Below are 22,384 nucleotides of genomic sequence, written 5' to 3' on the forward strand. Positions count from 1 at the left end.
TATCGGGGCATCCGAGTACGCGGGATGCCGCGAGATTGCCAACATCGAGTCGATCATGAGTTGGCGGCGGGCCCGGCCGTCAGCCGTCGCGGCCCTGCTGGCGGTGCTGGGCCACGCCGCTCTGGATCGCCTCCCACACGCTGCGCCCGGCCTGTCGCAGCGTCTCGCCCGCCTGCTCGGCGAGCTGAGCCGCGCTCTGCGCTGCGGACTGCGCCCCACCCCGGGGACCACTGCCGCCGTCACCGGCTCCGGCCGGGCTCGGGCCGGCGGCGGACGGCTGATCGGGTGGCTTGCTGGCCTGCCCGGTCGACGGCTGATCGGGTCGGTTGCTGGCCTGCCCGGTCGACGAGTCCGCCGGGCCCTCGGTGCCCCGACCCGCCCCGGACGGCCGCTGCCCGTCACCCGAACCTGCCGACCGCTGCCCTTCGGGATGGTGGCGCTCCCCGTGTTGCCGGCCGGTCGGTTGCTGGCCCTGCGCTCCGCCGGACTCCTGTCGTAGCTGTTCCCCTGACCCAGGGCCACCGGCCTGGGACCCGGCTCCCCCGGCGCTGGGCCCCGGACCGCCGGCGTGCGGCTCGCGGCCTCCCGCGGGTGGCCCCGAGCCCGGCCGACCCGCTCCCGACCGATCGACGCCTGGCCGATCAGGACCAGGCCGACCCGCGTCTGGCCGACCCATTCCCGGCCGACCGAGGCCCGCCCGATCAGCGCCCCCTCGATCAGCACCCGACCGATCGGCGCCCGACCGATCAGCGCCCGACCGATCAGCGCCTACTCGCACAGGGCCGGCGACGCCGGCAGCGGCCGTTTGTTGGCCCGGCCCGCCGAGTACGCCATCGGAGCGGCGTGCCGACGCCTCGACCGCCGCCGCGGCGCCGTGGACTGACCGCTGGGCGCTGCGGTTCACGTCGTCGAGGGCGGTGGTGGCCGTCCGGGCGAGCGCCTCGATGATCTGCGGGTTGTGGTCGAGCGTGTCGAGCGCTCGCCCGAGGATCTTGGTCAACTGCTCCAACCGCACCCGTAGCTGCGCCTCGGCGTGCACCCCGTTGATGTCCAGCTCAACGCCGCTCAGGTGCACCCGTACGCCGGCGTCGACCTGGATCAGGTTGGCCACCCGGGCCCGCAGCGAGAGGTCGGCGTCGAGGCCGTCGACCGCCAGCCGGATCGAGTCGACGGAGACCTTCGGAATGTCGAGCAGGACGTCCGGCTCCACCTGGTCCGGCTCCCGCTGCTGCGCGCTCTCGCTCATGCTCTCCCGCCCGCCCTCACACCGGCCCGGTCGTCCGGGCCGTTCGGCGCGGTTACCCGCTTTCCGGCGGGGCATCCCGTCCGTGGCGGATCGACGACGGCCTGTCCGGAACCGGGCACCGAACGAAGCTGCACACGCGGGCATCAGCCGGTATGGTCCGGGCCTATGGGACAGGAAATGACTGATCCGGCCGACATCCGGCAGGACGTCGACCGGTTCTCCTTACGGTGCAGCCTCCACGTCCCGAGTTCCGCCGAGCGCGCGTTCGCGGTCTTCACCGACGAGCTGACCGACTGGTGGGTCACCGAATACACCTGGTCCGGTCCGGACTCGCTGGCCGAGCTGGGCATGGAGCCGCAGGCTGGCGGAATGCTCTACGAGATCGGCCCGTACGGCTTCCGCGCCGACTGGGGTCGGGTGCTCACCTGGGACCCGCCGCGCCGGTTGGTCTTCGTCTGGCAGATCGGCCCCGACCGGGCGCCGGTGCCGGACCCGGCCCGCGCGAGCGAGGTCGAGGTGCTGTTCCACTCCGAGGGGCCGGATCGCACCCGGGTCGAGCTGGAGCACCGACACTTCGACCGGCACGGCGAGGCTGCCGAGGGATATCGCGAGGCCCTCACCGCCGGCTGGCACGAGTTGCTGACCCGCTACGTCGCGACGGTGTCCCGCCACCAGCCCACCTGACCACCGCCGTCACGCGGTGGTCAGTGGCCGAGTTGCCGTGCCCGCGCGGTGTTGCCGGCGAGGTCCCGACCGCCCAGGTCCGCGTGTCGGCCGGCCTCCGCCCCCGACCCGAAGCCGGTGCCGCCCAACCTGCGTGGCGGTGCGGTGCGCAGCCGCGGGTACTGCTCGGCGAGCCGCCGCTGCACCCGGTCGGACCGGTCGGCCAGCACCAGTGCCACCGACGGGGTCCCCGACTCGCTTGCCGCCGCTGTCTCCGCCGCCCAGAGCCGGCCTCCGATCACCTCCGCGAACCCGGCGAGCCAGGACCGGCGGAAGGCGGCGGGATGGTCGTCCGCCGGCACCGCGGTGGCGGCCAGGCCGTGTGCCGCCTGCACGAGCAGGGAGGTGAAGAGCAGGTCCACCCGTTCCAGGTCGCTGGCGAAGCCGAACAGGTGCAGCGCGAAGCCGTTGCCCTGCCGGCGGCGTACGCAGCGGCAGCGCAGTGGTTCGGCGACCGCGGCGAGCAGGCCGACCTTGTCGCGAGCGTAGGGGGCGACGATGTCCAGGACGCGGTCGCCGACCGGGTCGGTGGTCGGGTCACGGGCGGCGAGCAGTGCCCGATCCACGCCGTAGCGGGCGATCAACTCGGTCGCCTTGGCGGTGAACGCCTCCGCCTCGGCGGGTGTGCAGGCCGGGTCCTCGGCTTGGGCGAGCAGCTTACGCACCTTGCTCAGCATGGCCTCGGACATGACTAAGAGCTATCACACGGGTCGGACACCACCGGGGCCGCGCTGCGATCAATCGATGGCTATCATCGTCACGATCAATGATCAGTCCAATACGGACGGTCAGTCAACCGCTTCCGGAGGAATGCATGTCATCCCCAACCGCTCGGCTCTTCGCCGTCGCCACGGCCACCGCACTGCTCTTCGCCGGCGCGCCCGCACAGGCCGAACCGACCGGACCGGTCACGCCGGTCAGCGCCGGGCCGAACCTCTTCGCCCCGCTCGCCACCTGCTACGGCGGCGCGGTCCGGTCGTACTTCGAGACCGGCCGCTACGGCGGCCAGGCCGGCCAGTTCCGCACCACGACCCGCTGTCGCGACATCAACGTCCGCAACGCGAGCGTGTACGCCACCGAGGCGTGCGTGATCTTCGTCGACAAGACGAGCGCCTGCAACTACTGGACCTACCTCCCGGCCAACTCCGGCTGGACCACCGTGGCGACCAACGTCCGGGACGGGGTGAACTTCCAGGTCCGCTTCGAGAACCTGCGATACGAGTACGAGCCACTTGTCGCGTACCACGCGTTCTGAGCGACCGTGCGGGCGCGGCGTCCGTCCCGCCGGACGTCGCGACCCGACGGGCGTCACTCGGCGCGGCTGCGCAGGGTGGCGATCGTCGAGCCGGCGAGGGTGAGCAGGCAATCCGGGAGCAACCCGTCGGCCTCCGCCGCGCCGAACAGCGCAGCTCCGGTCGGCTCGTCCCGATTGGCGTACGCGCTGACGAACCGGGCCACCCAGCGGGTGTCGTAGTCAGCCTGGTCGATTCCCGGAAAGTCGAGCGCTGCCCCGCTGGCCGCTGGGGCGTCGCCGACCATTGTCGCGGCCAGGCACCAGGCCACCCCGTACGCGCCGTTGAGGCCGGATCGGTCGACGACCGCGTCGAAGGCTCCCACCACCGCGTCCCCATCTCCGGTCAGCGCCGAGCGGAGCACGGCGGCCGCGTCGTCGAACGTCTGCTGTGGTAGGTCCGTCACGCAGCGCACAGTAGGACGGGCGGTCAAGTGACCCGGCGGCCGTCACTGTCCGTGTTCAACGCGAGCTACCTGCGCTTTACGCCACCTCCACGGTCCCGCCGATGGCCTCGGCACGCTAATGTGCGCAGCGGACCTTCGCCGGAGGAAGGACGACCATGTTCGTATCACGCCGCTCGCGGGTAGCCACACTGGCTGCCTGCGCGACGATCCTGCTCGCCACAAGCGCCTGCGGGGATGAAAAGGCCAAGGAGTCAAGCGCCCAACAGGTGCGCCTCTATGGCACGGACGGCAACATGCTCAACTCCTATCCCGCGGAGTTGAAGGAACGGGCGAGTCTCGTCGACGGCATGAAGGGCACCACGCCACTCGTTCCGCTGCCGGACGACTTCAAGAGCCGGCTGAAGACCGTCAATCCGGCGCTGACGGACTACGTGTACTCCGCCGAGACGTACGACGCCGTGGTGGTCGCCGTGCTCGCCGCTCAGTTGGCCGGAAGCACCGACCCGGCTGCCATCGCGAAGCAGATCGTCGCCGTGACCAACGACGGGCAGCGCTGCGAGGACCCGGCCACCTGCCTCGCGCTGGCGCGCAACGGGCAGGACGTCGAGTACCGGGGCGTCTCGCTGACCCGGGCGGGTTTCACCGACAAGGGTGAGCCGGCCACCGCGAGCTACGCCACGCTGACCTTCGACGGGCAGCAGATCAACGACGGCAAGACCGAGTTCGTCGGCGCGGGCATCGAGTCGGCGGCGAGCACCAAGACGCCGCCGAAGCCGAAGAAGCAGCGGCCGAACGTGGACCCGGACCAGAAGCCGCTGATCCTGGGCGGCCTGCTGCCGAAGACCGGTGACCTGTCGATCGCCTACCCGCCGATGGCGGCCGGCGCCGCGCTGGCGATCCGGGAGATCAACGCCGCCGGTGGCGCTCTGGGCAAGCCGGTCACCTGGGTGGATGGCGACGACGGCACCAACCCGGCGGTGGCCAAGGCCACTGTTGCCAGGCACGTGACGGACGGTGTCAGCGTGATCATCGGCGCGGGTGGTTCGGGCATCTCCCGGGCGGTGCTGCCGGACGTGGTGCAGGCCGGGAAGATCCTCTTTTCCCCGTCCAACACCGACAGCAGCCTGACCGACGTGGACGACGGGGGCCTCTACTTCCGCACCGCACCGCCGGACAGCCTCCAGGGCCGGGCGCTTGCCGATGTCATCCTCCGCGACGGATCGCAGAAGATCGTCATCGTCGCCCGCAAGGACTCCTACGGCGAGGGCCTGCAGGGCACCGTCCGTGACGAGCTGGAGAAGGCCGGCATCGCCGGGGACCGCCTCAAGCTGCTCACCTACGAGCCGCCGGCCGACGCCAAGGCTCCCCCGGTGGACTTCGCCGGTGGCGCCAAGGAGATCAAGGACTTCGGCGCGGACGCCGTACTGATCATCGGCTTCGGCGAGTCGGCCTCGGTGATCCGTTCGCTTGCCGACAGCGGCGTGCAGATCCAGCAGTAGCACCACCCCACAGGCGAAAAACGGCCGCACCGGCGCGAGCGTCGGTGCGGCCGTTTCGTCTCCGGTGATCACCGCGGCCGGCGGCGCTCCAGGAACTCGGTCATCCGCCGGTGCTTCTCCTCGTCCTCGAAGAGCACCGCCTGGCTGACCAGGTCGAGGTGTGGGTGCGCGGCAGCCGGTGCGTCCACCGCCAGCTTGGTCAACCGCAGCGCCAGTGGGGAGCCCAGGGCGATCTCGTCAAGCACCGCGTGCGCCACCGTGAGCAGCTCGTCGGGCTCGTCCACCACCCGGTTCACCAGGCCGATGCGCAGCGCCTCGGCGGCGTCCACCCGCCGGCCCGTGAAGAGCAGCTCCTTGGCCCGGCCCTCACCGATCAACGCGGGCAGCCGGTGAGTCGCGCCGGCGCCGGCCAGGATCCCCAACCGCACCTCCGGCTGACCGAAGACCGCCCGCGCCGTACACACCCGCAGATCGCAGGCGTACGCCAGTTCCGCGCCGCCGCCGAGCGCCGGGCCGTCGACGGCGGCCACCGTGGGCATCGGCAACGCCCGGATCCGAGCGAAGGCGGCGGAATTGATCGCGGCCAGGGCGTCCGTACGGCCCCGCTCCCGGAGCTGGGCGATGTCGGCGCCACCGGCGAAGATGCCGGCCGCGCCACCGGTGAGCAGCAGCAGCCGGGGGCGGGCCTCCAACTCGGCGCAGACCTGGTGCAGCTCGGCGATCAGGTCAGCGTCGATGGCGTTGCGCTTCTCCGGCCGGTCCAGGGTCACCACCAGCCGGTCCGGCCGCTCCTCGATCCGCAGCCCGGTCACTGCTTGACCCCGTCGTTCCACAGGTAGAAGCCGTGCCCCGACTTCTTACCCAGCCGCCCCTCGTCCACCATCTCCACGAGCAGCGGCGGCGGCGCGAAGCGGTCCCCGTACGCGGCCTGGAGGGTACGGGCGATGTCCAGCCGTACGTCGAGGCCAACCAGGTCGGTGAGCTCCAGCGGCCCGATCGGGTGCCGGTAGCCGAGCACCATCGCCTTGTCGATGTCCGCCGGGCTGGCCACCCCGTCGGCGACCATGCGGATCGCCTCCAGCCCGAGGGTGACCCCGAGTCGGGAGGTGGCGAAGCCGGGCAGGTCGCGTACGACGACGGGGTCCTTGCCCAGCCGGCCGGCGAGCGCGACGGCCGCGGCGGTGGTCTCCTCGGCGGTGGCCGGGCCGACCACGATCTCCAGGAGGGCCATCGCCCAGACCGGGTTGAAGAAGTGCAGGCCGAGGAAACGCTCGGGTGCGTCCAGCCCGGCGGCCAGCTCACCGATGGCGATGCTTGAGGTGTTGCTGGCCAGCAACGCCGGGCGCAGCGCCGCGGCGTCGCGCAGCACCGCCCGCTTCAGGTCGAGCCGCTCCGGCACCGCCTCCACGATCACCTCGGGGGCGGGGGCGACCTCGGCGAGCGTCGGGCGCAGGGTGACCCGCTGCCGGTGCGTGGCGGCCTCGTCGGCGCTCAGCTTTCCGCGCTGCACGGCCCGTTCCCACAGCTCGGCGAGCCGGTTCAGCGCGGTCCTGCCCCGCTCCGGGTCCACCTCGACCAGTTCGACGGTGTGCCCGGTCCCGGCCGCCACGTACGCGATGCCGAGCCCCATCGTGCCGGCACCGACGACCACGAAACGTCCGCTCATCACGCCTCCCTGTCCCGCCTGCCGGCGCGCGGGGTCCCCGCCACACCGAGCCGGGTGTTTCGCCCGCTCCGCTCGCTCATGCTGCGACCCTAGACAGCTCGACGATCCGGCCCATGCTTGGGGGAGCGCGGGATCGGGTAATGACGGCCCGTCAATCGAGGGAAGGAACCAGTCGACATGAGCCAGGCACCGGAGAGCGTCACCGAGTCCGAGATCGTGGAGACCCGGGGCGACGAGCGGGTCGAGCTGCTGCGCGCGGACACCAACAACGACGGCAAGACCGATGTGTGGGTGGTGGACACCGACGGCGACGGCAAGGCCGACCTGTTCCAGTTCGACACCGACGGCGACGGCAAGGTCGACATCACCATGGTCGACATCGACGAGGACGGCCAACCGGACGAGGTGGTCGACGGCGACGGCGGCCTCCCGCCCGAGCAGCTCCCCCCGACCGTCCAGGTCTGAGCGGTACGACGGCCCCCGCGCCGGCTGGCGCGGGGGCCGTCGCTCATTGGGCGAGGCGCAGGGTGGCCAGGTAGTAGGGGGCGTCCCGGTCGTCCACATCGGTGAGCCGCCAGCCGGTGCCGTGCACCAGCGAGGCGAACTCGTCGGCCGAACAGACCAGGTAGTCGAACCATTCGGTGCCCAGCTCGCGGTAGCGCAGTCGGAGCCGGAGTTGACCGCCGAGCCGGCCCCGGCGGCGGTTGCGCTCGTGGTAGCTGGTGTGCAGCGGGTCGCGGGTGCCGTACGGGTCGGTGCCGTGCGCGATGATCTGCGCTCCCGGTCGGGCCAGCGCGGCGAGCGCGGCCAGGAACCCGGGGGCACGCTGCCGACCCTCGAACAGCCCGAGGTTGTTGCCGAGCAGCAGGAACGTGTCGTACCGCCGACCGTCGGCGACGTGCGTGTCGACGGTGCCGTGCACCAATCGCCGGACGCCACGACGCCGGCTGACCGCGAGCGCGCCCGCCGAGGTGTCCAGCCCGGTGACCGGTACGCCGCGCTCCTGGAGCAGCAGCGCGATCCGACCGGCGCCGGTGCCGATGTCGAGCGTCTCGCCGCGTACCCGGTCCACGGCCCGGTGGTCGTACGGCTGCCACTCCTGCGGCCCGTCCAGGTAGTGCGCGGCCGGAGCGCCATTGATCAGACCGTCGTCCCGCTCGATGATCTCGATGACCGGCCGGGGTAGTCGGCCGCCGACAAGCGGTCGGGGGCCCACCCCGGTGGCCACGGCAAGCGTGTCCCGCAGCAGTTCGCCGATCACGTCACCGATTTGAGGCTCACCCGTCACGACGTTCACGCTATCTGTCCACTCAGCGGCCGGTGGCGGCCTATCCTGGCGGCGTGACCACGCTGGACCGGCTGTCGGCCGAGAAGTACATCCTGCTCACGACCTTCCGCAAGGATGGTCGGGCGGTGCCGACCCCCGTCTGGGCGGTCCGCGACGGTGAGGCGCTGGCGGTCTGGACCCGGGCCGACTCGGGCAAGGTCAAGCGGATCCGCAACAACGGTCAGGTGACAGTGGCGCCCTGCGACGTTCGGGGGCGTCCGCACGGGGCGGAGGTGCCGGCTCAGGCCACGATCTGCGGCGGCCGTGACACCGGTCGGGTTCGTGATCTGCTCAAGCACAAGTACCGGCTGATCGGCCGGCTGAGCCTGCTGGGCAGCCGGCTGCGCCGCGGCGAGGGCGGCACGGTCGGCATCCGCGTGACGCTGGCCGAGGGCCGGCGCTGAGGGGTGGTCGGGCCTCGGCCCGGCCATGGAAAGGGGCGGCGGATCGAGATCCACCGCCCCTGACCGGAAAAACTGGTGCCGCTCAGTCGCCCTGCCGCTGCTGCGGGATCTGACCCTGCAACAGCGCCCTGACCTCCGACTCGCGGTATCGACGGTGACCACCCAGGGTGCGGATGGCGCTGAGCTTGCCCGCCTTGGCCCACCGGGTCACCGTCTTCGGGTCGACACGGAACATCGACGCCACCTCGGCCGGCGTGAGTAGCGGCTCTGGTTCGTGCGTTCGCGATGCCATCGGTCACTCCTCCACATGTATAGACATCGGCCGGGGTCCCGCCGGCCGACGCGTCTCCCATGGTCCGGCTAGTCCCCGATGTCCGACATGGGCCGAACGGATGAAGGTCCCTAGACGGACGGATGAACCATGCCCGATTTTTACGACTTTTACACGGCAGAATCTACCTTATTCGGACTCATGATCACGGTTCGTGATGCGTCAACTACGAGTGCAACTCGCCTTGGGAGCGCTCCTACGACCATTTGCCCTAGTTGCACCGCTCCAGGAGCTGCACCGCGCGCCACCGGGCCACCAACTTGTCGTACGCGGCGGACGCCTCCTCCGCCTCACCCCGCGACAACCCCGCCAGGCCCTCGGCGACCAGCTCGGGCGAGTCGTCCGCCGCGAGAGTCTCGTCGGACAGCAGGTCGACCAGGCCGCCGTAGTCCAGTTCGACCACCGACCGGGGATGGAACTCCTCCAACCAGCGAGCCGCCTCCTCCACCGCCTCGGTGATCGGCGCCTCGCCCACCGACTTGCGCAGCACGGACAGTGCCCGTGACGACCGACGACGGGCCTTGGAGATCTCCGTGCGGTAGCGCAGCGCCCGCCGGCCCGGCTGGGCGACCAGATCCCGCTCAGCCGGCTCGAAGAGCACGAACCAGCGCAGCGGCACGCCCCACGTGGCGATCTGCTCGTGCACCCGGGGCACCCCGTGCTCCAGCACCCGGGCCCCGCTGCGCCAGTCGTCGACCACCGCCCGGGCCTGCCCGGCCAGCACCGGCGGCACGAAGGCGTCGGCGAGCACCGAGGGCACCCCGTCCCGGGCGCTGAGCGCCGCCTCAGCGACCCGGATCCGCAGGTTCCACGGGCAGACCAGCAGGCTGTCGTCCGTCTCCAGGACGTACGCCTCCTCGGGCAGGTCCGGCAGCCTGGTCCAGCCAGCACCCAGCGCCTCGATCACCGCCGTCCGCTGTCGGCCGGGACCCTCGACCGGGGCCACCGCCCGCCCCTCCGAGACGTAGCGGCGCCAGTAGCTCTGCCGGTCTCGGTCGAAGGCGGTCAACGGTTCGTACACGCGCAGGTAAGAAGCGAAGAGCGACGGCACGGCGCGATCCTCCCACGAACCGCGCCCGGACGCGGTCAGCGGCCGGACCGCGCGCGCCGCAACGTGGGACGGCGGCGGCGCGTCGAGCGCCCACCCGGCGGCCGATACTAGGCTCGATCACACCGGCAGCATCCCCGCCGGCGTCCACCAGGTCCGCGTCCCACAAGGGCGCACACCACTCCAGGAGCCAACAATGGGTGTATTCGCGAGCACCGACGACCCGGTATCGACAGGTCACGAACAGGTCGTCTTCTGCCAGGACAAGCAGAGTGGCCTGAAGGCGATCATCGGGATCTACTCCACCGCGCTGGGGCCGGCGCTCGGCGGCACCCGCTTCTACCCGTACGACAGCGAGGAGGACGCCCTCGCCGACGTGCTCGACCTGTCGCGCGGGATGGCGTACAAGAACGCGCTCGCCGGGCTGGACCTGGGCGGTGGCAAGGCCGTCATCTGGGGTGACCCGGAGCAGATCAAGAGCGAGGCGTTGCTGCGCGCGTACGGTCGCTTCGTGGAGTCGCTGGGCGGTCGCTACTACACCGCCTGCGATGTCGGCACGTACGTGGCGGACATGGACGTCGTGGCCCGGGAGACCCGCTACGTGACCGGGCGCAGCGTGGAGCACGGCGGCGCCGGCGACTCGTCGATCCTCACCGCCTGGGGCGTCTTCCAGGGCATGCGGGCGGCCGCCGAGCACGTCTGGGGCACTCCGAGCCTGCGGGGCCGGCGGATCGGTGTGGCCGGGCTGGGCAAGGTCGGCAAGTACCTCACCGGGCACCTGCTCGACGATGGCGCCGAGGTGGTCGCCACCGACGTCAACCCGAAGGCGCTGGCGTGGGTGCGTACCAACCACCCGCAGGTCACCCTGCTTGACGACGCCAGCGCCCTGGCCGCCGCGGACATCGACGTGTACGCGCCCTGCGCGCTGGGTGGCGCCCTGAACGACGACACCGTGCCGGCGCTGCGCGCCAAGGTGGTGGCCGGTGCGGCCAACAACCAACTCGCCCACCCCGGCATCGAGAAGCTGCTGGCCGACCGGGGCATCCTCTACACCCCGGACTACGTCGTCAACGCGGGCGGCGTCATCCAGGTGGCCGACGAGATCGAGGGCTTCAACTTCGATCGGGCGAAGCTGCGGGCGACCCGGATCTACGACACCACCCGGGAGATCCTGCGCCTGGCTGACGCCGAGGGCGTGCCGCCGGCGGTGGCCGCGGACCGGCTGGCGGAGCGGCGGATGGCGGACATCGGCCGACTGCGCGGGATCCACCTGCGCTGAGCGTTCCCGGAGGCGGATCGACGGGAATCCGCCTCCGGGCCTCCCTCGGCCGGCTCGCTTGGGTAGGCTGACGTCGGGTCAACTTTGATGCGGTTTGTCCGGTGTCACGGGTGCTAACCGATCCGCTCCTTACCCAGTACACTGGGTGACGGCCGGATCGACGCGACGCGCAGAGCCGGCTGACGGTAACCCGAGGTGCCGAACGATGGCATCCCCATGTACCGTAAGAGCCACGAGAGATGCCTGACGTCATCGGGGCCCGCCTTCGGGCTGCCCCGCATTCTGTGCGAGGGGGTCGAGCCATGGGGCGCGGCCGTGCTAAGGCCAAGCAGACGAAGGTGGCCCGGGAGTTGAAGTACCACTCCCCGAACACCGACCTCACCGCCTTGCAGCGCGAACTGGCGGGTGCTGGTAAGTCTGAGCACCACTTCGACGACGACTCTAAAGAGTTCGTCGACGACGATGATGAGGATCACGCGGACGACGACCCGGATCCCTGGGTCCATCCGACCCGCTGACCTCTCGACGCAACTGAGCACGCGGTAAGGCCGCGTGCTCACGCACGTTCCGTGCAGGTGCAGTAGCCGACGATCAGGGGCCTGACCCGACCGGAGTCACTCCGGTCGCTCGACAGGCCCCCGATCGTGGCTCACCTCAGCGTGGGCGGTTGTTCCAGTTGTAGAACGTCGGGATGTTCTCGAAGTGGTTCCAGGCGCACACCGCGCTGGTGCCGTCGCTTCCCGAAACCTCGGAGCGCAGCCTCCGCGCGTCTTCGGCCTCCTGTAGCAGCGCGATGAGTGCGGGACCCACCTCCCGCACCCGTTCGGTGACGCCGTCGTCCGCTTCGCGCTCAGGGCGCCGGTGACTCGTGGTCTCGGGCATGCTCCAACACTCCCTCCAATAGGCGGATCTTGCTGTTGCGGCAGTGCTCGGTCTCGGTACCGTCAAAACGCCCCAGCTCGAAGTAACGGTTGGCGGCATGGCCGCCCCCGCAGAAGCCGAAGTACGGGCAGGAGACCCGGCACGCCTCCACCCCGGCCAGGAACTCGCCCACCCACGGCGTCGCCGCCGCACCGGCGAGGATCTCCGCCAGCGGGGTCTGCAGCACGTTGCCGCTGCTGAAGTCGCCGTAGCGAGGGTCGCTGAAGCCGGCCAACTCCGGGGACAGCACGATCACCGAGCCGTCGTGACCGATCGTCGGGATCGGGTCCAGTTGGCGGGGCAGCACCGCGTCCGCCGAGTTGTCGAGCACGGCCGCTGCGTAGCGCAGCGACCACTCGATCTCGCGCAGGTGGATCCGGGGCTCCCGACGCCAGGCCGCGACCAACTCGGCCCAGAAGCCGGTCACCGCCGCCGGGTCGTGGCTGTTGTCGCGGGTGTTGACCCCTTCGGTCTCCTCGATGTTGACGCCCAACACGTCGCAACCCAGCTCGAGGAAGTAGTCGTACAGCTCGGTGGCGAGCCCCGGCTCCGGTCGGGACACCACGGCCAGCGCGGAGAACGGCAGATCGTGCCGCCGCAACGCGGCCACGCCCCGCAGGATCCGGTCGTACGCCGGCTGGCCGCCCCGGTTGACCCGGTCACCGTTGCGCGCCCGGGGCCCGTCGACGCTCACGCTCACCCGCATCTCGTGCCGGGTGAAGAAGTCACACCAGTCGTCGTCGATCAGGGTGGCGTTCGTCTGCACGTGATGCTCGACCTCGGGCCCGAACGGGGCCATCAGGTCGGCCAGGTGCTCCCGGCCGGCCGCCAGCGGCTCACCGCCGTGCCACACCACCGAGAACCGGCCCGCCGCCGCCCAGGGATTGACCGCCGCCGCGACAGCCCCGGCCACCGCCACCGGCATCCGCTGGTCGGCGGCCCGAAACGGCAGGTAGCAGTACGTGCAGTCGAGGTTGCAAAGGGTGGTCGGCTGCATGACGACGTACGACGGGACGGCCGCCAGACCGCGCATCCCGCTGAACAACTGTCCCCGAGCAGCCATCGCCCTCCTCCGCCTGTCCTGAGCCCTTCAGGCTAGGCGGCATTGGCCACTCGGGTGAAGCCCTGATCAGGTGCCCGTACGATCACCAGCCCGTGATCAACCTCGGGTGTGCTGACCCACCATCTGCACGTTGCCGGTGCCCTCGATGATCTCGCCGGCCTGCCACGCCTCGACCCCACGGCCGGTAAGCGTCGCCAGCGCGCGGTCAGCGTCCTCGGCCGACACGATCGCGAACATGCCGACGCCCATGTTGAAGGTCGACTCCATGTCCTGGTCGTCGATGCGACCCTTCGACTGGATCAGGTCGAAGATCGGCTGCGGCTTCCAGGTGGACCGGTTGACCACCGCGTCGACGTGCTCCGGCAGCACCCGGACCAGGTTGCCGGGGATGCCGCCGCCGGTGATGTGCGACAACGCCCGCACCTCCGCCTCGGCGATCAGCTTGAGGCAGTCCTTGGCGTAGATCTTCGTCGGGGTGAGCAACTCCTCGCCCAGGGTCCGCTGCCGACCGAAGTCGTCGATCACGATGTCCAGTCGCATCCGGGCCGCGCCGAGCAGCACGTGCCGGACCAGCGAGTAGCCGTTGGAGTGCAGGCCGGACGAGCGCATGGCGATCACCACGTCGCCGACCTCGACCCGCTCCGGGCTGAGGATGTCGGCTTCCTCGACCACGCCGACACCGGTCGCGGAGATGTCGTACTCGTCCGGGCGGAGCACGCCGGGGTGCTCGGCGGTCTCCCCGCCCAGCAGTGCGCAGCCGGCGTAGCGGCAGCCGTCGGCGATGCCCGCGCCGATCTCGGCGACCTTGTCCGGAACGACCTCGCCGGTGGCGATGTAGTCGAGCAGGAACAGCGGCTCGGCACCACAGGCCACCAGGTCGTCGACGACCATCGCGACCAGGTCGATGCCGACGGTGTCGTGGATGTCCATCTGCTGAGCGATCACCAGCTTGGTGCCCACGCCGTCGGTGGAGGACGCCAGGATCGGGCTCTTGTACTTCTTCGTGTCCAGCCGGAACAGACCGGCGAACCCACCGAGGTCACCCAGCACCTCAGGGCGGCGGGTCTGACGCACCTTCGACTTGAGCAGCTCCACCGCGCGGTCGCCCGCGTCGATGGAGACTCCGGCGTCGGCGTACGAGACCGAGCGTTTGCGGGCCTGCCGGCTGGTGCCGGCCGTCCAGGGCTGTCGGTCGCCGCCGGCGCCGGTCGGGCTGCTTCCTGCGCCGCTGCGCTCGGACACGTGCGTCACGGTTCTCCCCTTTGGTTCTCGGTGCCGCGCCGACGGTGGCCGGGCCGCGCCGGTTGGTGCTACGGGCGGTTTGCGGTAACGCCACCCGGAGTGGCGACGGACGAGCCGTTGGTGTGCGGAGCTTCCGGCGTCGAGTTCGCGACCCGTCGCCCCACCCCTTCGAGCACGTGCTTGCCGATCAGGTTGCCGGCTGGCAACTCGATCGGGTACTCCCCATCGAAACATGCCCGACACAGCCGGGTCTTCGGCTGCTCGGTTGCGGCGATCAGGCCAGGAAGGGAAACGTAACCCAGCGTGTCGGCGCCGATCGAGCGCCGGATGCCGTCGTTGTCCAACCCGTTGGCCAGCAGCTCCGCCCGCGTGGCGAAGTCGATGCCGTAGAAGCACGGCCAACTGACGGGCGGAGAGGAGATCCGGACGTGCACCTCCAGCGCCCCCGCCTCACGCAGCATCCGGACGATGGCGCGCTGGGTGTTGCCGCGCACGATCGAGTCGTCCACGACCACCAACCGCTTGCCCCGGACGTTCTCCCGCAGCGGGTTGAGCTTGAGGCGGATGCCGAGCTGACGCAGGGTCTGCGACGGCTGGATGAACGTGCGACCGACGTACGGGTTCTTCATGAGGCCGGCGCCGTAGGTGATGCCGGACGCCTCCGCGTAGCCGATGGCGGCCGGGGTGCCGGACTCCGGCACCGGGATCACCAGGTCGGCCTCGACCGGGTGCTCCTTGGCCAACTGCCGACCGATCTGCACCCGCGCCGCGTGGACGTTGCGCCCGGCGATCGTGGCGTCCGGGCGGGCGATGTAGACGTACTCGAAGAGACAGCCCTTCGGCTCGGGCGCGGCGAACCGGGTGGAGCGCAGCCCGTTCTCGTCGATAGCGATCAACTCGCCCGGCTCGACCTCGCGGACCACACTCGCGCCGACGATGTCCAGGGCGGCCGTCTCGCTGGCCACCACCCACCCGCGCTCCAGGCGGCCGAGCACCAGCGGGCGGACGCCGTGCGGATCGCGGGCCGCGTAGAGGGTCGACTCGTCCATGAAGACGAAACTGAACGCGCCGCGCAGTTGCGGCAGCACCTCCAGTGCGGCGGCCTCGACCGACAGATCCGGTCGGCCGGCGAGCAGCATCGTCACCAGCGAGGTGTCGTTCGTCGAACCGTCCGCGACGAGGCCGCGCTCGGCGACCTCCTTCTCCAGCTCGGCCGTGTTGACCAGGTTGCCGTTGTGGGCAAGCGCGATGGTCGTGCCGGAGGTGGTGGACCGGATCGTGGGCTGGGCGTTCTCCCAGTTGGACGCGCCGGTCGTGGAGTAACGGGCGTGCCCGATGGCCAGGTGGCCGCGCAGGCTCGCCAGGGTGGGCTCGTCGAAGACCTGGGCCACCAGGCCAAGATCCTTGTAGACCACCACGCCGGAGCCATCGCTCACCGCGATGCCCGCCGCCTCCTGGCCGCGGTGCTGCAGGGCGTAGAGGCCGAAGTAGGTCAGGTTGGCGACCTCTTCGCCGGGCGCCCAGACGCCGAAGACACCACAGGCGTCTTGGGGGCCAGGTCGTTGGGGGTCAAGGTCGTGGCTCAGCCGGCCGTCGCCTCGGGGCACCTACCGCTCCCTCATGCTGGTCTGGACCGGCTGGGCGGGATCACGTGCGGATCCACACTCGTCTGCCGGGACCACTCTCATCGCCTGACAGTGTACGCGAATCGCCATCGACACAGATAGTCACGTTTCCTATGCTGAGCGTCACCATGAGTAGGACATCGGACGATCAGAGGGGCAGATAGGCCGAGAGGTCCGCCCGGACACCGCTCATCTGGACGCGACCCTCGGTGACCGCCTCCGCCCACCCGATCCGCCCGGTAGCCAACTCCAACCAGGTGTCCGCAGCCATCTCGACCACGTTTGACGGGTTTCCCCTGGTGTGTCGAGGGCCGGGTACGCACTGGATCGCACCGTATGGTGGAACGCGCACCTCCACCGATCGGCCGGGGGCGCGCTCCGCGAGGATGGCCAACAGCGACCGGACCGCCTCTCGGAACACCGGCCGTTCGGGTGTACGCCCCTCGTCGAGCGCCGACAACGCCGCCGCGACGGCAGCGGACTTACTGTGCGGAGAGGACACGAAGGGACGATACGACCCGCGGGCCGAACACTTGACATTGGCCCTGGGTCGCGCCGATCCAGTCGGACAAGGCATAGTTGCCGACGGCGTATTCGTACCGTGATGATCCCCGGCCCGGCGCCCCGCCGGTCAGAGGGAAGTCAGCCCGGAAGGCGGTGGACGTGTCAACACACCGACGTGCCTGGAAGCAGCGGGCCGGTGTGGTCGTAGCGCTGGTTGCCGGCGCTCTGCTCGCCGTCCCCGCCACACCAGCCCTGGCCGCAGATGTCGACGTCTCGGCGAACTCGGTCCAAGTGAACGCCGGCAGCGACGCCACGGTCACCGTGCGCGTTACGGGCAGCAACGACGACAAAAAGGGCAAGATCAGTCTCTCTGGTCTGCCGTCCGGTGTCACCTGTGCCAGCGGTTGCGGCGATTTCGACTTCCCTGACGGCGGCCTGGGCAACCCGACAAAGTCGGTGCTGGTCAGGATCGCGGCCAACGACAGCGCTGGTGACGCGACAGCAACGATCACGGTCGCCGTCGAGGCCGACTCGGGCCCGGACACCGCCACCGTGGCGCTGACCGTCAAGGGCAAGGCCGCCGCGCCGCCGCCGACTCAGACCGTGCAGTCGATCTCCGGCAAGGTGGTCGTCCAGGCCGACAGCAAGGCGGTGCCGAACGCAGTGGTCATGCTGCTGGACAGCACCGGCAAGCGGTTCGACACCACGAGCGACGGCAGCGGCAACTTCCGCTTCACCGGCAGCACGAGCAACCCGATCGCACCGGGTCGGATCGACCTGGGTGCCACCTTCGACAACGTGCAGGCCAGGAAGACTCTGAACGCCGCTGCCGGGCAGTCCATCACCGGGCAACGGATCAGCCTCGCGATCAAGGTCGAGGTGACGCCCAGCGCCACGCCGTCGGCCACCGCCGAGGCGACTCCGACCGAGGAGCCGGCCGAGGAGGGCGAGGAGGACCAGGCAGCGGACGACGCCAGCGCCGGCCCCCCGGCGAACGCCTCGAACAACGAGGACGGCGGCGGCGCCGGCTCGTACCTGATCATCCTGCTCGGTGGCCTGCTGGTGGCCGCTGGTGTGGGCACGATCGTCCTGCTCTGGATGAAGCGCAAGGAGAACGGCGGCGACGACGACGCCCCGGCCGCGGCTGGTGGCGGCGCTGTCGTGCCGCCGGCACGGGGCGGTTTCCGTGGCGCCGACGACCAGACCCGGATGGCCGGCGGCCGACCCGGTGCTGCTGCGGACCCGACGATGGTCGGCGGTGCGGCGCTGAGCGAGGCACCGACGATGATGCACCGCCCGGTGGTCGACGACGTCCCACCGGACCCGTACGGTGCGCCAGCGCAGACGTACGGCGGTGCGGGGCAGCAGGGTTGGGGCGGCGCCGGCTACGGCGACGAGCCAGCACCCGGCGGGTACGGGGCCGGCGGTTACGGCAACGCGCCCGCGTCGGGTGGCGGCTACGGCAACGCCCCCGCCTCCGGTGGCGGTTACGGCGCCCCGGCAGGTGCCGACGGCGGCTACGGCGCCGGTGACGCCTACGGCGCGGCACCCGGTTCCGGCGCTGGTTACGGCAACGCGCCGGCCTCCGGTGGCGGTTACGGCAACGCGCCCGCGTCGGGTGGCGGCTACGGCAACGCGCCCGCCTCCGGCGGCGGTTACGGCAGCCGTGACTACACCGCTCCCGCCGGGGGGACCGCCGCCTACCCGCCGGCTCCCGCTGGTGGAGCGGCCTACGGCGAGCGGTACGACGAACCGACCGGCCGGTACACCGGCGACAACACCCAGTACCCGGCACCTGCCGACCCGTACGCCACGGGCGTCTACCAGCCGGAGCAGGGACAGGGGTACGGCCAGCCCGACCCGGCTCCCTACGGCGGTCGGGCCGCCGAGCCGACCGCCGGGTATGGCGGCCAGCAGGCCGGCGGCTACGAGCAGGGCGGCTACGGTCAGCAGGCCGGCGGGTACGACCAGGGTGGCACCTACGGCCAGGAGCCTCCGCCGCAGCAGCGCGGTGGCTACGACGACCGCGGCTACGAGCAGGGCGGCTACGGCCAACCCGCCGGCGGGTACGACCAGGGTGGCACCTACGGTCAGGAGCCTCCAGCGCAGCAGCGCGGTGGCTACGACGACCGCGGCTACGAGCAGGGCGGCTACGGCCAACCGGCCGCCGGTCGGTCCCGACCGGAGACCCCGCCGCCGACCGACCGGGGCGGCCGACGCCTCGACTGGCTGGACGACTGACCCCACCACAGCGCACCGAAACGGCCACCCGGATCTCCGGGTGGCCGTTTCGCACTCAAGATCTACTCGTGGTCAATGACGTCGCGGTATCCCGCCTGCCTGGATACCGCGACTTCAGGCAGACCGAGTCGATCACCGGTCAGGCGGCGGAGAAGACACCCTGGTAGAGCACCGGCACGACGTCCGACACGCCGACCCGGACGGCGATATCCACGTCCTCGGCGAAGCCGCCCTCGGTCAGTTCCCGCCCGGAGACGCTCCCCCGCACCGCGGCCGGCACATCCGGGGTGCTCGCCAGCGCGGCAAGTGCCATGGCAGCCTCCACGGACAACCCGCCAGGTACGCCGGAGAGAGCGTCGAGCACCGATGCGGCACCGAGCTGGTCCTCCACCGACGGGCGCAGCGATCCGTCCGGCCACCGCTCCCCCGAGGCGATCACGCCGATCGGAGCGTCCACGGTGCCGTACCCCTGGCGGCGCAGCCAACGCCCGACGGCCCGGGCGTTACGCAGGCACGCCGCGACCACCGGGAGGCCGGTGGCGCTGGCGGCGGCGCTGACGGCGGAGCCGTTCGGCGAGGGTAGTACCAGATCCGCCACCACAGGTGCGGTGCTCAGCGCGGCCGGCGAGAGCGACCACGGGTGCTCCGCGCTCACCCGACGTCGGCCCACCGCCGCGACCGCGCCGACGCGCACCGCGTACTCGGCGGCCTGCTCACCCCAGGGGAACGGGTGCACCCGCATGCCCCGGGCGACCGCCACCTCCACGGCGGTGGTGAACGACAGCACGTCCACCACCACCAGCGCCGCGCAGACCCGGCCGAGCTCGGCCGCCCCGGTCAGCCCCCAGTCGAACCGGGCACCGGAACCGGGTTGGCCGTAGACAGCGGCCGCCAACGCCTCAGCGCTCGTCAGGCGACGGCTCGGTGACACCGGTGTCAGACTCGGACGACCGACCGTGCTGTGCCGGACCGATCGGCTCGACAGCGCCGGTCTCCGGGGAGGGCCCCGAAGAGGCGATCGGCTCGGAGACCACCTCAGCCGGGTCGATCGGCTCGGCCGGGGCGACCGGCAGCGGGACGGCCTCGACCGCGCCCGCCACGCCGGCTGCCGGAGCGGGCACCTCGACTGCCGCCGAGCCCCCGAAGAGGCGCGGCAACGTCTCGGTGTGTGCCCTGCGCAGCTCGTCCAGGTCGATCCGGAACTGACCGTGCACCTCGAGCGCCCCACCGGACGGGTCGGTCACACCGATCAGCTCGAACGGCACACCCCGCTCGGCGCAGAGCGCCGCGAACGCCTTGTCGTGGCCCCGCGGCACCGACACCAGCGCCCGCGTGGCGGACTCGCTGAACAGGTAGACGAACGGCATCGAACCCTCGGTGAACTGCTCCGGCACCGCGACCCGGGCACCGACGCCGCGGCGCAGGCAGGCCTCGACCAGGCTCTGGGCGAGACCACCGTCGGAGAGGTCGTGCGCGGAGGCCAGGTGACCCACCCGGGCGGCCTCGGCCAGCAGGTCGGCGAGCGCCTTCTCCCGGGCCAGGTCGACCTGCGGCGGGATGCCACCGAGGTGCTCGTGCGTCACCCAGGCCCACTCCGAGCCGGACAACTCCACGTTCGTCTCGCCGAGCAGGTAGAGCTGGTCGTGGTCGCCACCGGCGCGCGGGACGAAGCCCATCGGCACCCGGTCGGCGACGTTGTCCAGCACGCCCAGCACACCGACCACGGGGGTCGGGTGGATGGCCGCCGCGCCGGTCTGGTTGTAGAAGCTGACGTTGCCGCCGGTCACCGGGATGCCCAGCTCCAGGCAACCGTCCGCGAGGCCGCGCACGGCCTCGGCGAACTGCCACATCACGCCCGGGTCCTCAGGTGAGCCGAAGTTGAGGCAGTTGGTCACGGCGATCGGCTTCGCGCCGGTCACCGCCACGTTCCGGTACGCCTCGGCCAGCGCCAGCTTGGTGCCGTTGTACGGGTCGAGCCTGGCGTACCGGCCGTTGCCGTCCACCGACAGCGCCACGCCGAGCCCGGTCCGCTCGTCGATCCGGATCACGCCGCCGTCCTCCGGCTGGGCGAGCACTGTGTTGCCCAGCACGTAGCGGTCGTACTGCTCGGTGACCCAGGTCTTGTCGGCCAGGTTCGGCGACGCGATCATGCGCAGCACGGTCTCCCGCAGCGCCTCCGGGTCGGCCGGGCGGGGCAGCGTCTCGGCCCGGTCGGCCTGGAGCAGGATCAGGTCGGCCGGCTCGCGCATCGGCCGGGCGTAGACCGGGCCGTCGTCGACGAGCGAACCCGGCGGCACGTCGACGACCAGGTGGTCCTGCCAGGTGATCAGCAGTCGGCCGGGGCGGCCGTCCGGCTCCGGTGCGGTGACCTCGCCGATCGCGGTGGCGAGCACGCCCCACTTCTCGGCGGTCTTGAGCACCGCGTCGAGCTTCTCCGGCTCGACGACAAGCAGCATCCGCTCCTGCGACTCGCTGGCCAGGATCTCGTGCGGGTCCATCGACGGCTCACGCAGCGGCACCCGCTCCAGCCAGACCCGCATGCCGGTGCCGGCCGCGGCGGCGGTCTCGGTGAGGGCGCAGGTCAGGCCGGCGCCGCCGAGGTCCTGGATGCCGACGACCAACTGGCCGTCGTACAGCTCCAGGCACGCCTCGATCAGCAGCTTCTCGGTGAACGGGTCGCCGACCTGCACTGCGGGTCGGCGTGCCTCGCTGCCCTCGTCGAAGGTGGCGCTGGCCAGCACCGAGACGCCGCCGATGCCGTCCCGGCCGGTCTTCGCGCCCATCAGGACGACAACGTTGCCCGGGCCGGCGGCGGCCTTGTTCTGCAACCGGTTGACCGGCAGCACGCCCAGGCACAGCGCGTTGAGCAGCGGGTTGCCCTGGTAGGAGGGGTCGAAGACCAGCTCACCACCGATGTTGGGCAGGCCGAGGCAGTTGCCGTAGCCGCCGACGCCGGCGACCACGCCGGTGAGCACCCGGGCGGTGTCCGGGTGGTCCGCGGCACCGAAGCGCAGCGGGTCCATCACCGCGACCGGGCGGGCGCCCATGGCGAGGATGTCCCGGACGATGCCGCCGACGCCGGTCGCCGCGCCCTGGTACGGCTCGACGAAGCTCGGGTGGTTGTGCGACTCGACCTTGAAGGTCACCGCCAGCTCGTCGGAGATCTGCACGACGCCGGCGTTCTCGCCGATGCCGGCGAGCAACCGGTCGCTGTGCGGGGCCTTCTCACCGAACTGGCGCAGGTGCACCTTGCTCGACTTGTAGGAGCAGTGCTCGCTCCACATGATCGAGTACATCGCGAGTTCGGACTGCGTGGGCCGACGGCCGAGGATCTGGCGGATCCGGTCGTACTCGTCGTCGCGCAGACCAAGCTCGGTGTACGGCTGGAGCTCGCCCGGAGTGCCGCCGGCGCGCGGCACCGTGTCCACGCCCTCGGTCCACACGGCGGTGGGCGGCAGCGGGGCCGGGGCGACGGGCTGCGCCGGGGTCGGCTCGGCCGGCTGCGCCGGAGCGGAGTACGCCTCGGGCGTGTCGCGTACCGGATCCGGATGGGTGGTCATGACCTCT

General features: G+C 71.3%; 23 protein-coding genes. 8 read left to right on the top strand and 15 right to left on the bottom strand.

The window, feature by feature from the left end:
* Positions 1-79: 79 nt before the first annotated feature.
* Positions 80-1,246, bottom strand: coding sequence for a hypothetical protein (locus AB0F61_RS08975; protein WP_357805542.1), 1,167 nt, complete (start codon positions 1,244-1,246; stop codon positions 80-82).
* A gap of 165 nt (positions 1,247-1,411) precedes the next feature.
* Between AB0F61_RS08975 and AB0F61_RS08980 the strand changes: the two genes are divergently transcribed.
* Positions 1,412-1,930 (top strand): SRPBCC family protein, encoded by a 519-nt coding sequence (locus tag AB0F61_RS08980; RefSeq protein WP_357805545.1) that lies wholly within the window; start codon positions 1,412-1,414, stop codon positions 1,928-1,930.
* A 20-nt stretch (positions 1,931-1,950) separates the two neighbouring features.
* Here AB0F61_RS08980 and AB0F61_RS08985 read toward each other — a convergent pair whose 3' ends face one another.
* Complete coding sequence (locus AB0F61_RS08985) at positions 1,951-2,658, bottom strand: DUF2786 domain-containing protein (RefSeq protein ID WP_357805550.1); 708 nt, start codon at positions 2,656-2,658, stop codon at positions 1,951-1,953.
* 125 nt (positions 2,659-2,783) lie between these two features.
* On the opposite strand from AB0F61_RS08985, the gene AB0F61_RS08990 reads away from it, so the two are divergent.
* Entirely contained in the window at positions 2,784-3,224 is a 441-nt protein-coding gene (locus tag AB0F61_RS08990; RefSeq protein ID WP_357805552.1) for a hypothetical protein, read from the top strand.
* Between the two features lie 53 nt (positions 3,225-3,277).
* On the opposite strand, the gene AB0F61_RS08995 is transcribed toward AB0F61_RS08990, so the two are convergent.
* A complete protein-coding gene (locus tag AB0F61_RS08995; protein ID WP_357805564.1) occupies positions 3,278-3,667 on the bottom strand; it encodes a hypothetical protein in 390 nt (129 codons plus the stop codon).
* 155 nt (positions 3,668-3,822) lie between these two features.
* Between AB0F61_RS08995 and AB0F61_RS09000 the strand changes: the two genes are divergently transcribed.
* On the top strand, positions 3,823-5,166 hold the full coding sequence (locus AB0F61_RS09000) for an ABC transporter substrate-binding protein (RefSeq protein WP_357805568.1): 1,344 nt from the start codon (positions 3,823-3,825) through the stop codon (positions 5,164-5,166).
* Positions 5,167-5,234: 68 nt separating this feature from the next.
* Here the strand turns inward: AB0F61_RS09000 and AB0F61_RS09005 are convergent, their stop codons facing one another.
* Both AB0F61_RS09005 and AB0F61_RS09010 read right to left on the bottom strand, forming a co-directional pair.
* Complete coding sequence (locus AB0F61_RS09005; RefSeq protein WP_357805571.1) at positions 5,235-5,978, bottom strand: enoyl-CoA hydratase/isomerase family protein; 744 nt, start codon at positions 5,976-5,978, stop codon at positions 5,235-5,237.
* Positions 5,975-6,832 carry a 3-hydroxyacyl-CoA dehydrogenase family protein gene (locus tag AB0F61_RS09010; protein WP_357805595.1) on the bottom strand — a complete coding sequence of 286 codons (858 nt, stop codon included), beginning with the start codon at positions 6,830-6,832 and terminating at the stop codon, positions 5,975-5,977. Before AB0F61_RS09010 ends, AB0F61_RS09005 begins: the two co-directional genes overlap by 4 nt.
* 177 nt (positions 6,833-7,009) lie before the next feature.
* Here AB0F61_RS09010 and AB0F61_RS09015 point away from each other — a divergent pair, with 177 nt between their 5' ends.
* Positions 7,010-7,297: a hypothetical protein gene (locus AB0F61_RS09015; protein ID WP_357805598.1), complete on the top strand. Its 288-nt coding sequence runs from the start codon at positions 7,010-7,012 to the stop codon at positions 7,295-7,297.
* A gap of 43 nt (positions 7,298-7,340) precedes the next feature.
* On the opposite strand, the gene AB0F61_RS09020 is transcribed toward AB0F61_RS09015, so the two are convergent.
* Positions 7,341-8,120, bottom strand: coding sequence for a class I SAM-dependent methyltransferase (locus AB0F61_RS09020; protein WP_357805609.1), 780 nt, complete (start codon positions 8,118-8,120; stop codon positions 7,341-7,343).
* Positions 8,121-8,173: 53 nt separating this feature from the next.
* On the opposite strand from AB0F61_RS09020, the gene AB0F61_RS09025 reads away from it, so the two are divergent.
* Complete coding sequence (locus tag AB0F61_RS09025; RefSeq protein ID WP_357805612.1) at positions 8,174-8,563, top strand: PPOX class F420-dependent oxidoreductase; 390 nt, start codon at positions 8,174-8,176, stop codon at positions 8,561-8,563.
* A gap of 82 nt (positions 8,564-8,645) precedes the next feature.
* Here AB0F61_RS09025 and AB0F61_RS09030 read toward each other — a convergent pair whose 3' ends face one another.
* Together AB0F61_RS09030 and AB0F61_RS09035 are read right to left on the bottom strand one after the other, a co-directional pair.
* Complete coding sequence (locus tag AB0F61_RS09030) at positions 8,646-8,855, bottom strand: BldC family transcriptional regulator (protein ID WP_007073996.1); 210 nt, start codon at positions 8,853-8,855, stop codon at positions 8,646-8,648.
* Between the two features lie 250 nt (positions 8,856-9,105).
* The gene (locus AB0F61_RS09035; protein WP_357805627.1) at positions 9,106-9,945 is read right to left on the bottom strand and encodes a hypothetical protein; all 840 of its coding nucleotides are present in this window, start codon (positions 9,943-9,945) and stop codon (positions 9,106-9,108) included.
* Between the two features lie 193 nt (positions 9,946-10,138).
* On the opposite strand from AB0F61_RS09035, the gene AB0F61_RS09040 reads away from it, so the two are divergent.
* Both AB0F61_RS09040 and AB0F61_RS09045 read left to right on the top strand, forming a co-directional pair.
* The gene (locus AB0F61_RS09040) at positions 10,139-11,221 is read left to right on the top strand and encodes a Glu/Leu/Phe/Val dehydrogenase (protein ID WP_357805630.1); all 1,083 of its coding nucleotides are present in this window, start codon (positions 10,139-10,141) and stop codon (positions 11,219-11,221) included.
* 302 nt (positions 11,222-11,523) lie between these two features.
* Entirely contained in the window at positions 11,524-11,739 is a 216-nt protein-coding gene (locus AB0F61_RS09045; protein ID WP_357805639.1) for a DUF3073 domain-containing protein, read from the top strand.
* 136 nt (positions 11,740-11,875) lie between these two features.
* Here AB0F61_RS09045 and amcA read toward each other — a convergent pair whose 3' ends face one another.
* The 5 genes from amcA to AB0F61_RS09070 form a co-directional block, all read right to left on the bottom strand.
* On the bottom strand, positions 11,876-12,103 hold the full coding sequence (gene amcA, locus AB0F61_RS09050; protein ID WP_357805642.1) for a multiple cyclophane-containing RiPP AmcA: 228 nt from the start codon (positions 12,101-12,103) through the stop codon (positions 11,876-11,878).
* Entirely contained in the window at positions 12,072-13,175 is a 1,104-nt protein-coding gene (amcB, locus tag AB0F61_RS09055; RefSeq protein WP_357806008.1) for a cyclophane-forming radical SAM peptide maturase AmcB, read from the bottom strand. The genes amcA and amcB overlap by 32 nt, the downstream gene beginning before the upstream one ends.
* 126 nt (positions 13,176-13,301) lie before the next feature.
* A complete protein-coding gene (purM, locus tag AB0F61_RS09060; protein ID WP_357805659.1) occupies positions 13,302-14,456 on the bottom strand; it encodes a phosphoribosylformylglycinamidine cyclo-ligase in 1,155 nt (384 codons plus the stop codon).
* A gap of 59 nt (positions 14,457-14,515) precedes the next feature.
* On the bottom strand, positions 14,516-16,054 hold the full coding sequence (gene purF, locus AB0F61_RS09065) for an amidophosphoribosyltransferase (RefSeq protein WP_357805662.1): 1,539 nt from the start codon (positions 16,052-16,054) through the stop codon (positions 14,516-14,518).
* Positions 16,055-16,220: 166 nt separating this feature from the next.
* On the bottom strand, positions 16,221-16,574 hold the full coding sequence (locus AB0F61_RS09070; RefSeq protein ID WP_357243539.1) for a sterol carrier family protein: 354 nt from the start codon (positions 16,572-16,574) through the stop codon (positions 16,221-16,223).
* A gap of 161 nt (positions 16,575-16,735) precedes the next feature.
* On the opposite strand from AB0F61_RS09070, the gene AB0F61_RS09075 reads away from it, so the two are divergent.
* Positions 16,736-18,817 carry a hypothetical protein gene (locus AB0F61_RS09075; protein WP_357805680.1) on the top strand — a complete coding sequence of 694 codons (2,082 nt, stop codon included), beginning with the start codon at positions 16,736-16,738 and terminating at the stop codon, positions 18,815-18,817.
* A 139-nt stretch (positions 18,818-18,956) separates the two neighbouring features.
* Here AB0F61_RS09075 and AB0F61_RS09080 read toward each other — a convergent pair whose 3' ends face one another.
* Complete coding sequence (locus AB0F61_RS09080) at positions 18,957-19,712, bottom strand: 2-phosphosulfolactate phosphatase (RefSeq protein ID WP_357806011.1); 756 nt, start codon at positions 19,710-19,712, stop codon at positions 18,957-18,959.
* 4 nt (positions 19,713-19,716) lie between these two features.
* Positions 19,717-22,377, bottom strand: a complete 2,661-nt coding sequence (purL, locus tag AB0F61_RS09085; protein ID WP_357805683.1) for a phosphoribosylformylglycinamidine synthase subunit PurL — start codon at positions 22,375-22,377, stop codon at positions 19,717-19,719.
* Positions 22,378-22,384 lie beyond the last annotated feature (7 nt).

It is taken from the genome of Micromonospora sp. NPDC023888 (assembly GCF_040639415.1).
In the GTDB taxonomy this organism is placed as follows: domain Bacteria; phylum Actinomycetota; class Actinomycetes; order Mycobacteriales; family Micromonosporaceae; genus Micromonospora.

Excerpts from the sequence above, each read along its gene's own strand:
- AB0F61_RS09010 (WP_357805595.1), bottom strand. The coding sequence starts at position 6,832 with ATGAGCGGACGTTTCGTGGTCGTCGGTGCCGGCACGATGGGGCTCGGC.
- AB0F61_RS09000 (WP_357805568.1), top strand. The coding sequence starts at position 3,823 with ATGTTCGTATCACGCCGCTCGCGGGTAGCCACACTGGCTGCCTGCGCG.
- purL (WP_357805683.1), bottom strand. The coding sequence starts at position 22,377 with ATGACCACCCATCCGGATCCGGTACGCGACACGCCCGAGGCGTACTCC.
- AB0F61_RS09045 (WP_357805639.1), top strand. The coding sequence starts at position 11,524 with ATGGGGCGCGGCCGTGCTAAGGCCAAGCAGACGAAGGTGGCCCGGGAG.
- amcB (WP_357806008.1), bottom strand. The coding sequence starts at position 13,175 with ATGCGCGGTCTGGCGGCCGTCCCGTCGTACGTCGTCATGCAGCCGACC.
- AB0F61_RS08975 (WP_357805542.1), bottom strand. The coding sequence starts at position 1,246 with ATGAGCGAGAGCGCGCAGCAGCGGGAGCCGGACCAGGTGGAGCCGGAC.
- AB0F61_RS09030 (WP_007073996.1), bottom strand. The coding sequence starts at position 8,855 with ATGGCATCGCGAACGCACGAACCAGAGCCGCTACTCACGCCGGCCGAG.
- AB0F61_RS08990 (WP_357805552.1), top strand. The coding sequence starts at position 2,784 with ATGTCATCCCCAACCGCTCGGCTCTTCGCCGTCGCCACGGCCACCGCA.
- AB0F61_RS08980 (WP_357805545.1), top strand. The coding sequence starts at position 1,412 with ATGGGACAGGAAATGACTGATCCGGCCGACATCCGGCAGGACGTCGAC.
- amcA (WP_357805642.1), bottom strand. The coding sequence starts at position 12,103 with ATGCCCGAGACCACGAGTCACCGGCGCCCTGAGCGCGAAGCGGACGAC.
- AB0F61_RS09040 (WP_357805630.1), top strand. The coding sequence starts at position 10,139 with ATGGGTGTATTCGCGAGCACCGACGACCCGGTATCGACAGGTCACGAA.
- AB0F61_RS08985 (WP_357805550.1), bottom strand. The coding sequence starts at position 2,658 with ATGTCCGAGGCCATGCTGAGCAAGGTGCGTAAGCTGCTCGCCCAAGCC.
- AB0F61_RS09015 (WP_357805598.1), top strand. The coding sequence starts at position 7,010 with ATGAGCCAGGCACCGGAGAGCGTCACCGAGTCCGAGATCGTGGAGACC.